Consider the following 12,953-nt stretch of genomic DNA (forward strand, 5'->3'; position numbering starts at 1 on the left):
AGTTCTTTACGGAAATGGGTGTGGATTTTTATTAAAAGCTTTTGCTGGAGTATATCCCATATTTTTCGGGGCATCTACTAATCTATTACAACGTAACATAGGGATAGTTATTTCTAAAAAAGCTAATTCTGGCATTAATACTCTATACACATGTAAACCTAAAGAACTTATATCTTCTGTAGTTAAATCATATGAATAAAGGTTTAAACCCATATCCTTAAGCTTATCCTTTAGTTCTTCAAAATCATTGATTTCAGAATGATTATTAAATGGTTTGGTAGAACTAGAAATTAGGAAATCAAAAGCATCTTTATCATTCCCTGATGCGTAATAGAGCATATGATCCTTGATACTTTTTATATTTGTTGTATTTTTAATATCTACAATCTCTGCTATGTCCTGATTGGGATTGGCTAGTAAATTTAAACTTGCCAACGTTTCCATTAAAGCGCCTTTCAGTGCTGTAAGAGGGTCATAATGTGCTTTTGCACCTACTTGTATATAGGGATAATTATTATAAAGATTTCTCACCAAGACGAGATATGTAGGGATTTTTATATCCGTTGTTATATCAAAAAAGAAAACTTCAAAACCTTTTTCATTTGCAATTTTTAAATAATATTGCACACTTTCATCTGGAATCGTCTGTTGATCTATTAATGGAACCGATAGTTGATTCAACCATGTAATCACAATCGCATCCCTTTCTATACATTCCAGTGCTGCATTTTCAACCGCTTGTAACCTTGTAGAACCTGTAGCTAAGCCAGTAGAAATTGAATCCCTTATATGTGGTAACAATACCTCTTCATCAACATCAAAATATATTGTGTTGGCAGGAACTGCTATGTTCCTTTTATGAATTTCATCATTTGCTTGAACCCAATTAAATACGGTATCTCTATCAATTTCTTTATTGGTAAGATTTGTTCCCTCATATGGCTCATTTAAACGCTGTGTAATTGATAATGGATCTAAAACAGGTATGTTTTTTTCTACTAAAGAGTTGAATGAATTCTTTATGAGAGTTTCCCTGTCAAGATAACATGAACAATAACGCTCAAGAGTCTCTCCGACAGCGGATATTAATGCTGAATCAGCCGAATCATAACTATATCCTAAACCACTGTAATTCCCACGAATTTTAACACCCTCATTAACATCAACCAATTCATTTCTAAATGTAAAATACATATGCATTGGGAAAGGAAGTTTGAACTCTATCTCATTCTTTACATGATGTATAATTCCGGTATTCTTATTTATGATATATTCTAAAACATTTTGTATCCCCATATTTTTTCTACTCCTAACTGTTCAATACAAAATCTTTCTTGAGATTCTTTTTTGCACCCGTACATTTAGAACACCCTGGAACCTTTAATACAGGATTCAAATTTGAACTTAAAGTAAGTATATTGTAAGTAAATTCTTTCCCAATTATTTCAGAAGTCAAACAATTAGAGAAATATTTCATAACAAAGCTTAATATATGAAAACTAAACATCTCTATTGTCCCAGGCATAACACTAATATGTTCCTCATTCCATTCACTATTATATTTCTTCAAGAACTTATAGCTCAAATAGGAATTTTCGCAATTGGTAATCTTCCTACTTATAAAACAATTATAACAACTAGTTTCATTAGGAATAAATATTGGCCCAATATTAAATTGCTCCTCTTGCAACAGAGCTCTTAAAAAAGGAATATTAAAACTCTTCGCTAATTCATTAGCCTCGTTATATAGACTTTCATTTTCAAAGAAATCAACTGCTATTATGAGGTTCGCATTTTGAATTTGATTCATTTTTAGAAATGAAAATTTCGTACCAAAGGCTCTCTTTAAATTTCCCTGTAATTCTTCATTTCCCATCAAAACTATCTTTTGGGAATACATAGTTTCAATGTCTCTAAAAGAGTTAGATATAGAACCTGTTAAATTTGAGATAAATCTTTCATGTCGTTGCAATTCTTTACTTGTAAATATACATTTTTCGTTCATATCGTAATTTTTTATAATTTTTTTGTTATCCAATAATTGGATTATATCGCAAACATATTCTACAGGTAATTCTACTTTTTCCGCTAATTGTTCTGTACTTAAATTTCCTGTTAATGATGGAATTAATGCAAGTATGTCTTCAACGGAATCACCATTACAAGTTATATATGTATCTCTATTAAAAAAAATTAACTCTCCATCACTTTCTTTTACAAAGGAATAACCATCTATTATAGGTTTATAATTAAGTAGTTCATTCTCCATCAAGCATTACCCTTTCTATTTCCTTATTAAACTAATTTCATAGAAATACAATTTGGATAGTAAAAGAGATATTCTCTTTTACTATCCTGTTAAATAAAATATTTCCCCCTGAATTTCAAAAAAACTTATGAATTTTTTGGTTATTTACCAGAACATCTTTGCCATACACCAGGTTTTGTAGGATCTACACCTGTACAAGATGTTGTTCCAACGCATCCTCCAGCACATCCAGGGCTATCAGGCGTATGAGCATAATTAATTTTTCCTGACTCTGTTAATTTAATATCTAAACTTTTTTTCTGTTCCATTTATTTATCTTCCTTTCCTTGTCTAAATATTTTTATTTAGCACTTTATATTACTTAAGGGTTCGAATTTTCTGAATTATAACTCCGCGATATTGTTAAGAAAATAATTATTATTATGATATTTCGATGTAATTGCTGCTAATGCTTTATCTTTAAGGGGAAATATAAGTTTTTCATTACCATAACACTAATAACAACCTAACAGTTTGAATGTTTACCAGAAAATACTAATTTATAACCCTCAGCAATTTACAGTATAATACATTTAAAAAGAAAATGAAATATTTAAATATTTTTTTATTATTAATAATGTGAATTTTAAGAAAAATATACAGTTGTTGTATGGATTAAAAACACTCTACTAAAAAATATTTAACAAAAATAACTAATTACGCAGATGAATATTTCCTTATTACAAACACTTCTTTTAATAATATTCAGAACATAGGTATGGTAAATAAATTACAATTACTGCAGAATCTCTATGTGTTGAAGATGGAAGATATGAAACAAGAAAATTAATAGCGAATCATTGTTGACTACTTTATTAAACCACATAGACCAGGTATTAAACGAAACGACTACAATTGAATAGTAATAAAGAAGGCTCCATGTACGTGAGCCTTTTTTATTTGTTCAGTTAATTGATTACAACTATCTATTTACTCTTTTCACAAAATCTTTTGGGTCTCCTTTTAGTTTGTAATACTTCATGTTAAGGCGAATAGCTACTACAGAGATCACAATAAACCCTAGTACATATAACATTGTTCCTTTCTCCATTTCTTATTGTTTAGCGAACTTATTGTGTAAATATTTCACATGTTCCTTTTTAATATCCTTATCAGTAATGTTCTCTCGCGATATTGTTTGATAAATATGCTGGACCTCGTCATTTGTTAATCGCATCTCTGTATATGATTCAATACAACTTTTTAAGTCGTTATAATATAGGACGTGTTTGTCTTTAGAATGAACATTTACTCTTTTTAGACTGCATTTTGGATGAAACGCTGCAATAGAGATACACGGCAGCTGTTGTTCCATTACCCATTCAATGGCCTTTATATGTTTATAGTTTTGGCGAAATGGATTTTGAAAAGAGGATTTCTTTCTAAAAATGCCTTGTGTCCACCTTGCCGCTTTCTCACTTCCATAGATCCATCCTTCATAGTTCTTTGTTTCTACAACAAATACACCTGTTTCAGCGAGAACAATATGGTCAATTTGCGTTGTATCACCATACTCCGTATAAACCGTAACATTATGTAACACGCAATAACTTTCAGAATCCAACTTACTCAATATACGTTTTACTAATTTTTCTCCGGCTTTTCCTTTCCATTTCGGTACATGTTTTTTCACAACAATATTCAACGGAATCAGAACAGCAATGAGAATTAATTCAAATATCAATACTTTCATAATAGAAGCCCCCTTTTTACACCCTTGCGTTTCTGCGCATTAAACGATATACATGCGTTTCTAATCCTAAAATAAAATATGAGATACATAAGCCTTTAATCACCATCTCTACGAAGCCTAATGCTAATGAAACAAGGAGCCCACCTCGAAACTGAAAAGGTCTAGTCACTCTTCGATTTACTGGTTTTTCAATGACGCCAAAGTTGGCCCAGGTAGGCAAACGTTTTTCCACATTTTTCACGGTACCCATTAATCCGTATTTTAACGATAGAATGAAACATCCGATTAATAAATAAACAACAGAAGAAAAATAGATAGATAGGCCTATTACGAAGCATGTCAGTAACCAACCTATTAATATAGAATTTCGCAAAGCAATATATTCTCGATTTCTATTCAATACAAACAGTCCTTTCAAAATTAATAAGGTTATTTTTATTTGGAAAATATTTACAATTGTTTATAAGCATGATATGATACGTCTATATTAATTTACGAATTAGCCTAAAAAGGATTGTGATAGACATGTTAAAACTTGTAGTAAATAATACCGGAACAGAACCAGAAAGTGATTCAGCTTTTTCAAACTATTTCACCTGCAAAGACTGTGTATATTATCTTTCAAAATCAGATTCTTGCAGTCTGCAATTAGCAGCTGATTCAAATAGTCCCCTTATTCCTTATGAGTGTGGGAATTTTGAGGAAACCTATGAAATCGGAACGGAAGATCCATTGAATTCACACATACATCAGCAACTTCGTGAAGAAAAAGCGCAAATACTAGCTGAAAGCTATCCAGCACAACCTTCTATTGATCCCATTCATAAAGACGCAATATGGTATGGATCAGTAAACTATGGTTGTTGGATTATAAATGATTCGAAAAAACGTTTTGCACTTGCAGAACAGGTTCCTTTCGGTGATAATAATATGTCATCTGAAAAATACACATCTCCTTTTCCTTTACATGACCATGGAGCAAAAGAAGGTATTAGGCACTATATGTGCTGGTATGTAAACGAAAAAGGAATAGGCGAATACCATATACTTATTGGCGGTATCATCATGAAAATTGCAGAAGGAGTTAAGAAACTTGGATTCAATTACTAATCGTATCTACAAGAAAAGAATGTTAGAACATACCATACTATTTAGTTTGGTACAGCTGGTACCACTGATCATATCTACCGGTATCATATATATATTGCTAGAACTTACTGATACGGAGTGGAAAACCTGGTTTAGTTATGAAGGAATCTTTGTAATTATTTTTCTTATAACGAGGTTCCAGGTATTTCAGAATAAGAAAAGTATTATTTCTTTAAATCAACACGAAAAATGGTTTTCAAAGTTAAATATCTTCTTGGTCTCTATATTGCTAGTATTATTTGCATCCATACCAACTCTATTAAAAATTGCTTTCATTCTACAAATGACTGTTATTCTACTTCTACTAGAGTACCTTTGTTTGTATATTGATCGTTTACCGATACATAATTTATATAGAGTACAAGAGATCATTTGTGATAAAAAACAACTCAAAATTGAACGAATTATTCCAAACAATGAGGAACACGGTACTCATACAATTAAAACAAGGGATGAGCAATACTTTTTATATACCGCTGTTTATTTGAGCGGCATACTATCGCCAATTTCAGAAGAAGTATTTGAAGAATATGAAAGAAAGAACCTAATGGGTAGATAAAAGGTACTGAATGAACATTCAGTACCTTTTGCATCTATATATATTTCTTTACATATTCGCAAATAACCATGGAGCCAGTACGGCTAACATACATAGTAAACAAGATCCCGTTATAACGCGATTAGACCAACGATAATACTCAGGTTGTTTTGTACTCTCATGAATTCTTCGTAAACGAATTCCTGCAATTAACATAAAGGGTGTAAAAATAAGTGCTGTTGCTTTAAACAGGTCTAAAAAATCCGTAAAAATGTTCATAAACGAAAATACATCCGAACTAAATATGAAATATACACTTAATCTCATTGCCATCATACTAACGAACGAGAAAATCATACTCCCTGTTGCCCATTTCATCCATTGACCATTCTTTGTAATTAACGCCATAACCATGACAATAACACCTAATATGAAAGAGATAGAAAAGATATTTACCCCTACTTTAAAAGCTGGTGCATACATCCCCTCAACTTTTTGTATAATTGATGACCCAAATGAATCGTCTTTCTCTGTCGTTTTTGTTCGATTGTTTAATCCTTCGTTAAAAGATGAAGAAACATCATTTCCTTTCAATCCATTAAAATCCACTTTTACAGATGCATGAGCTGTATGTAAAGGTATGAGTACTAGGATCATGAAAACAAATGTACATAAAACTCCAATCATCCCTTTTTCTCGCTTCACAACACATCACCCGCTAATTTTGGCTTAATGCTCTTTAATTTGATTTCATTTCCTTCTGCAACATAACGGAGATCTGCGGAATAATAGATATTGGCTTTTGTATATGCCCCCATAATCGCATTTGCAATTTCTTCTTTTTCTACTGCTACATATGTTTCATTTTCATTATAAAACTCTATTTCAATTCGATTAATATTATTATTTAATACTGTTATATGTAACTCTTTTAAGCTATTCAAACGATTTCCTAAACCACACACTAGCTTAAATACTTTACTCGCAAGTGTAGGTGGCTTAACATACGTCGTATTAAAATGAATCGTTTCATCATCTATAACACCATCTTCCTCAACTGCGCACGTCATAATGAAAGAATGATTTTGTTTTTCAATTTCTTGTTGATTTAACTTGCGATCAATGACATATTTCAGACTTGTTGATAGATTTTCTATATATTCATCCAGTTCATTATTTGAAATTTTAACCTCTGAGAATTCTGGGAAAATCATGTAAGCGTGCATATTAGAACTACTTTTACTTACACGTAATACCTGTACCTGTTTCTTTTCATAGCGCACCGTTTGTTCCAATTTTTTTACTACATTGTTGCTTATATGATCTATTATCATATTTCATCAGCCTCCAGTAATTTTAATAAAATAATTTTTACAATCTCATGTATATAAAGCATTGCAATATTTTGCTGAGGTCTCGAAACTCATATTTTATGACTAATAATCACTTTAATCTTAAAACATCTTAATATTACAATGACGCACAGTGTTTCATTATAGTCGAATATTCTTATATGGTGAATCGTTCTGTTTCACTCATTTGCATAAAAATAAAAGGCTATTTTATCCTTATACAAATGAGTGAGAACATACTGTATTTCATGCTATTTATCTAAGAAAATTTAACTGGGAAATGTATGTTATACACTCCCTAGTCATCTATTATTTGATTCAACTAATGTATAGAAAATAGGTGGATTTACCTCAAATTTTATATACATTCATATATTTTCTGGTATTATCCCTCCTTCTGTATAAATCCGATAGCACTTCTTATTAGATATCTTTATAAATAATGTTAATCCTTGTTCTCTTTCTGTCACTTTTGCAGTCCACTTTAACGCTTGTGCCTCTTCTACTTCTGATTTTCACTATTAACAAAAAGCACAATTGTTCAAGTTCTAGAAATGTCATTCATGTTCTCACTTAGCATTTACTTCTCCATCCAAATTCTTTTAGACCGATGTAACAAATAAATTGTAAACACTGACAGACCCTTTTCTAATGTAATTTCCTTTGTGAGAGTAGTAATACGCTCTTACTCCTTACTAATCATCCTGCATTCCTTTGGTCAGCAAGAAACAAGACGTTTCACCAATACATTTCCCCTCTCAATTATTCAAATGAATCGTACTTAAACTAGCCCTTTACGAATTTGTTTTTTCCTTTTTCTTCTATGTATTGAAATTAAATAAAATTTTTCCGCTAAATCATTTTTATATGCATAATCATCTACCAGATTTCTAATTGCAATAAAAAAGGAAGCTCCAAGTATTCATATCACTTAGTTCTTCCTTTTCCCCTGTATAAACTACCATCACATGATTTATATCGTAGTTCTTCATTTGTACTCTCTAATAACTTATCTATATCAATCAATATATCATCCGGCTCTTTAGATTACTCTTTTAGATCAACTAATACTATTCAAACATTATTTTATTTTGTTATGAATCATAAATAATCCCACCTGCAACTTGAAAACAACATAAAAAGGACTTCTTCAAGTCGATTAAAAATGTGCATAACAAAATAAGCTATATATGCACTAATCGGCTCAAAGAAGCCCTTTCAAAATTGAAACAAGAACACAACTTGCTTCTGCAACTCAACCACAACACATAAGGCGTGGGAATAAACGGAATTCCACAAATAACAATATACCTATATATTATACAATTTAGATTTTTGTATCAAGAATTTTTTTATTATCTTTAGTCATTTGTCAGATGTTATACAATCAATAGCATTATCTAATAAGTTAATTCCAAGATCAAATATTATAATATTAATAGTAATCACCAGTGAAGTTTTACTAATAATGATAAATAAAAGACGCCAACTAGCGTCTTTTATTTACTCTTCCATATTTTGATTTTTCAATAATTCAAATTCCTATCTATGAAATATACTCCTCGTACCATTTAGCTTTTTAGTTTACACTTTACACTCTTTTTCTTCATCTCACTCTTGTATTTCTTCGTACATACGCTGCCTTTCTTTGTTGACAGCTCTTACTTGATCGTAATCGTAGTCAATCGATTCCCTTTCTTCTGTTCTACGTTGTATTTCTTCGTATATACGCTGCTGCTCTTTGTAAGCTGCATCCCCCTGATCGTAATCAATTAATTCCTGTTCTTCGCCCCTAATTTGTCTTTTTCGCTCTTCTCTCTTTTGTTGTAGTTGATATCTTCTATATGCCTTCTTATCAGTAATTTTTTCACAGTCGTGCGCAAGCTCCTTCGTTTCGTCATGTCCATGTCCGCAAAAATCGTTTGGAATTATAGCACTAGATTTCTTAACAGATTCAGGATTAGGGTCTTCATGTTCTTTGCTAGCCTTCTCATCTTTAACTGCAATATTACTAAGACCATCTTGCTCTTTGTTCGTTACATTTCTATTAGAATCAAACTTTATTGTCATCGAACCGTGTCCACCGTGACCTAAATATATGTAGATAGAGAACAATTTAGTTGTTTCGCTGGATCCAGGCTTTCCTGCTATCTCTATGACTTTGTCCGCAGACATTCCAACCTTGATTTGATTATACTGTTCTAGTGATACTGTTGATGCGTCCTCATGTACATCTTTATAATGCGGATATTTGTCATTAATTTCCTTATCTTTATTCTTAGATTCCTCCACTTGTTGTACCTTTTTTTTCTTCTTAGGTTCTTCTGTATCCTCTTTGACCTTAGGCAGAGTGGACTTCTTCTCTACAATCTTAGGGGGATTAGACTTCTCCTCTTCGACCTTTGCGACTTCTATAGAGTCTTGTTCCTTATATGGCTTGTAATCCCCATCTTCCTTTGCAGAGCAGGCACTGAAAATTGATACAGACGTTGCACTTAATACAAGTAATTTCTTTAATAATTTCGTATTAAATTTCATAATATTATTCCCCCGTTACATATATTAAATTGCCCCCTCATGCTTCCTCCTATAAACGTTATCCTTTCCCTTCGCACATAGACTCACATATAACTTTGTGTCAGCCTCTTCGATATTCATTACAGATCACTTTTTGGCTGTAGTACTTGTACACCCCTATAACATTTCAATTTGATTAATGTAACCCATAAGTCAGCATCTTTCTCATTATTCGCACTCTATTTCTATCAAATGTCTTAATTACGTATCTTATGCTGCGGAAAGAATTGTATATTAAATGTACTTCGTTATTTACCTTACTCCATTAATCAACGGCTAAGCGTTCAATTAGTAATATGTAAATTTTTTATCTTTCTATTATATAAATTACTGTATATTGCATTATTATAATATTATTTTAGCAAATATTGTTAATCTATTCAACGTTGATTTATAGGTGTTAAAAAACGAATAAGTGGAATTCTTAACGAATAGAGATGAAATTTCGTTTGCTAATTCACGTAATTTTCACACATTAAAACGCTGCATGTTAATATTTGTTATATAATGAAACCAAGCCTTAAGTAAGATAGTTTCCCTGTTACGAGTAATGAGATAGTTTGTTTCACCTTTTTATATTATCTAAAAAAGAACTTGTAGTGATGCCTACAAGTTCTTTTTGCATTTTTTATCATTTTAACCAAGGAGACACCTACCAAAATGAAGGTGAATCAAATGATGATTAATAAAGCCTATAAATTTTGAATCTACCCACATCTAGCACGAGCAATTCTAGGCAACAAAGTTAATGTTATCTCTTTTCTATCAAGCGAAGATTTTATAGTACCCTCAGAACGAAATTTTGTGCTAACTTTTACCCATCCAGCTCATTTTTTCGTTTTAAAATATTTCAAAATATGAGCTGGATGGGTACGTATAGTGACCTCCACTTACTTATCAGAAAATCCTTAGCCTTTAATTGCGTACACGCTAATTACGATGATTTCCCAATACCAGCACCATAATGAATCTCTCCTTCTCCTCTTTTTATCAATATTGATTGGTAATAGAGGGGCCAGACACAAAAACAGGTTGTGGAGAAAGTCTTCTTCACAACCTGAGGATAAGTTATATATCCAAATATGATCTGTTCTTTTAACTATTAAGTCTTTTATAATCTATTATAGTCGATATAACTAGAGTCATAATAAATCCACTGACCTGTTCCAATTCTTAGCCAGCCGTTCTCTTCTTCATATACTGTAACTTTTTCGCCTTTACTTGTCTTTCTAACAATAGAATAGTTTGTACCCGATCCGCTTCGAACATTTACCCCAATACCATTAATTTGAGCCGTTCCAATTACCTTTTCAACACTACCATTTTCAATTACTTGTAGCATATTTAGAATGAATGTCGCTGTTTCACCACGAGTTGTTGTTCCTTTAGGGTCGTATTGATTGTCACCCTTACCTCTTACAATACCTAGACCATACAGTCTTTGTACGTCTTCTTTATAAATAATTTGGTCTTTGTCTGAGAATGGTAGGTTTACAACTGGTCCCCATATACCTTTATACTGTAAAGCCTTGTTTACAATAATTGCTGATTCTTCTCTTGTAATAGGTGTGTTTGGGTCAAAATAACCATCTCCTCTACCTTGAATGATACCTGCACTTGCAGTACGTTTAATACCATCTCGTAAAGTTGAATTTGCATCGTTTAGGTCTTTAAATGAAGCATCTCCAGCTGGCAGGTTTAGAGAGTTAGAGATTAATTGAGCAAATTCGGCTCTTGTTATCGCTCTATTAGGTGCGAAAACTCCGTTTCCTTCCCCTATCATAATACCTCTTCTATTTAACTCTCGGATAGCTTCTTCATACCAACCTCCAGTAATGTCATCTTTTGGTTGATAAAGATTATTATAATACCCACCAACGCCATTTACGAATGTATCCCATTGTCCATTATTAATCATATTAGCAGGACAGATTTTACCACTCCATTTTTGGTGTTTTACAATGTTATTTAACGGTACACCAGTTTCTTTCATTAAATAAGCTACAAGTTTCTTAGCATTATCTACTGCTTTACTGTAGTTACCGTCACTGTTAACTGCGATTTCAATTGCAATAGATTCTCTATTACCTGGACCATCACCGTCTCCTGCGTGCCATCCGTTCTCGTTTAATGGTAGGTGTTGATAAATCTCTTTATCGTCTACTGTAAAATGCCACGATGCAGCTCGGTCTGTGTTGCCTACTGCTTGGTTATATAGGTATTGAGCGTGGTTTCTAGCACCTGCTCCTACACTTGTATTATCAGTCTCATGAATTGTAATATACTTTGGACTCATGTAGTTTTGAGGACGAATATTATCGTTACCTGCTGGAACAATCCATTCAGTGAATGGAACACCGTTTATTGTACTAGAGGTGCTAGGTGATATGGGAGACAGACTACGTTTTATTCTGTTTGAATTGCTAGGCACAGTTAATGTACCTGTTTCTTCATGAATACCTTCTGAACGTTGAAGACTGTCTGTTTTTTTCTTATCGACAGTACCTTTACCACGTCCATCTACCCCTTCAAAACTAGCTTCAATACTTTTTAAAGCTTGTTCATCTGATGTTGTTTTACTTTGTTCCTGAACGTTTGTAGGTTGCTTATTGTTTACTGATTGTTGTTCCTCTGCAAACGATACCAATGGTGAAGATAATACCGTTAATCCTGCCGTGAATGCTACTACTTTTTTATTAAATTTAATGTTCATTTCTAATTTGGTATACCTCACTGTTTTAATAGATATACCTTCCTCCTTGTACTTCTTTTAGTGTGAATGTTAGTTTAAATAATGGTAGTCTGAACCTTCAAAATAACGGATTGATTTTACATTTCATATGTCAAACCGACTTCTATAAGTCCTACATGAAATATCAGTACTTTAGAAGTATAACACAGCACGGTTGCAGTCATCCCAGGACTCTTACAAGTAATCTCCTAATCTTGGACATACTGATAGCATGAGTCTAAAAAAAGGGCTTATCACATCGCTATCAATCTAAGGTTTTACACTACCCATAAAGCAAAAATACGTTATCCTTTCTGTAGAATTATAGGAAAGAATAGCGTATTTTTCATTTGAGGATAATTTAATTTCGTTAGATTAATAGCAATTTAGCGAGATTATAACACAATCATCTCTAAATTATAAATCATCACCAATTCAGTTAACTTTTTGATAGTAGGTATCACTGCAATTAATCAATTATTATACAGTAGTTAGTATATTATTTTTAGTCTCAGGTTGAATCATGTATGTAAGATCAAGGATGATTAAAGAAGATTCTTTATTTCAATAATTGAGTAATTGCTGCTTCAAAATCACATTTTCCA

At 32.2% G+C, this 12,953-nt stretch carries 11 protein-coding genes; 2 read left to right on the forward strand and 9 right to left on the reverse strand.

Features of this window, described 5'->3' with window-relative positions:
* Window positions 1–6 precede the first annotated feature (6 nt).
* The 5 genes from ACZDYH_RS29295 to ACZDYH_RS29315 form a co-directional block, all read right to left on the reverse strand.
* Window positions 7–1,296: a YcaO-like family protein gene (locus ACZDYH_RS29295; protein ID WP_098472726.1), complete on the reverse strand. Its 1,290-nt coding sequence runs from the start codon at window positions 1,294–1,296 to the stop codon at window positions 7–9.
* Between the two features lie 13 nt (window positions 1,297–1,309).
* On the reverse strand, window positions 1,310–2,269 hold the full coding sequence (locus ACZDYH_RS29300) for a hypothetical protein (protein ID WP_000426755.1): 960 nt from the start codon (window positions 2,267–2,269) through the stop codon (window positions 1,310–1,312).
* 140 nt (window positions 2,270–2,409) lie between these two features.
* On the reverse strand, window positions 2,410–2,577 hold the full coding sequence (locus tag ACZDYH_RS29305; protein ID WP_000435813.1) for a hypothetical protein: 168 nt from the start codon (window positions 2,575–2,577) through the stop codon (window positions 2,410–2,412).
* Between the two features lie 785 nt (window positions 2,578–3,362).
* Window positions 3,363–4,001, reverse strand: a complete 639-nt coding sequence (locus ACZDYH_RS29310; protein ID WP_000866003.1) for a nuclease-related domain-containing protein — start codon at window positions 3,999–4,001, stop codon at window positions 3,363–3,365.
* Between the two features lie 16 nt (window positions 4,002–4,017).
* Window positions 4,018–4,401: a hypothetical protein gene (locus tag ACZDYH_RS29315; RefSeq protein WP_080000448.1), complete on the reverse strand. Its 384-nt coding sequence runs from the start codon at window positions 4,399–4,401 to the stop codon at window positions 4,018–4,020.
* A gap of 125 nt (window positions 4,402–4,526) precedes the next feature.
* On the opposite strand from ACZDYH_RS29315, the gene ACZDYH_RS29320 reads away from it, so the two are divergent.
* Both ACZDYH_RS29320 and ACZDYH_RS29325 read left to right on the forward strand, forming a co-directional pair.
* Window positions 4,527–5,111 (forward strand): hypothetical protein, encoded by a 585-nt coding sequence (locus ACZDYH_RS29320; protein WP_458894651.1) that lies wholly within the window; start codon window positions 4,527–4,529, stop codon window positions 5,109–5,111.
* A 19-nt stretch (window positions 5,112–5,130) separates the two neighbouring features.
* Window positions 5,131–5,709, forward strand: coding sequence for a hypothetical protein (locus ACZDYH_RS29325; RefSeq protein WP_080450890.1), 579 nt, complete (start codon window positions 5,131–5,133; stop codon window positions 5,707–5,709).
* Between the two features lie 48 nt (window positions 5,710–5,757).
* Here the strand turns inward: ACZDYH_RS29325 and ACZDYH_RS29330 are convergent, their stop codons facing one another.
* The 4 genes from ACZDYH_RS29330 to ACZDYH_RS29345 form a co-directional block, all read right to left on the reverse strand.
* Window positions 5,758–6,393 (reverse strand): hypothetical protein, encoded by a 636-nt coding sequence (locus tag ACZDYH_RS29330; RefSeq protein WP_458894652.1) that lies wholly within the window; start codon window positions 6,391–6,393, stop codon window positions 5,758–5,760.
* Window positions 6,390–7,022 carry a hypothetical protein gene (locus tag ACZDYH_RS29335; RefSeq protein ID WP_458894653.1) on the reverse strand — a complete coding sequence of 211 codons (633 nt, stop codon included), beginning with the start codon at window positions 7,020–7,022 and terminating at the stop codon, window positions 6,390–6,392. Before ACZDYH_RS29335 ends, ACZDYH_RS29330 begins: the two co-directional genes overlap by 4 nt.
* Before the next feature lie 1,629 nt (window positions 7,023–8,651).
* The gene (bamE, locus tag ACZDYH_RS29340) at window positions 8,652–9,578 is read right to left on the reverse strand and encodes an outer membrane protein assembly factor BamE domain-containing protein (protein ID WP_197241759.1); all 927 of its coding nucleotides are present in this window, start codon (window positions 9,576–9,578) and stop codon (window positions 8,652–8,654) included.
* Window positions 9,579–10,728: 1,150 nt separating this feature from the next.
* Window positions 10,729–12,330: an S-layer homology domain-containing protein gene (locus tag ACZDYH_RS29345; protein ID WP_458894660.1), complete on the reverse strand. Its 1,602-nt coding sequence runs from the start codon at window positions 12,328–12,330 to the stop codon at window positions 10,729–10,731.
* Between the last annotated feature and the right edge of the window lie 623 nt (window positions 12,331–12,953).

The sequence above is a fragment of the Bacillus sp. EB V-12 genome (genome assembly GCF_056158125.1).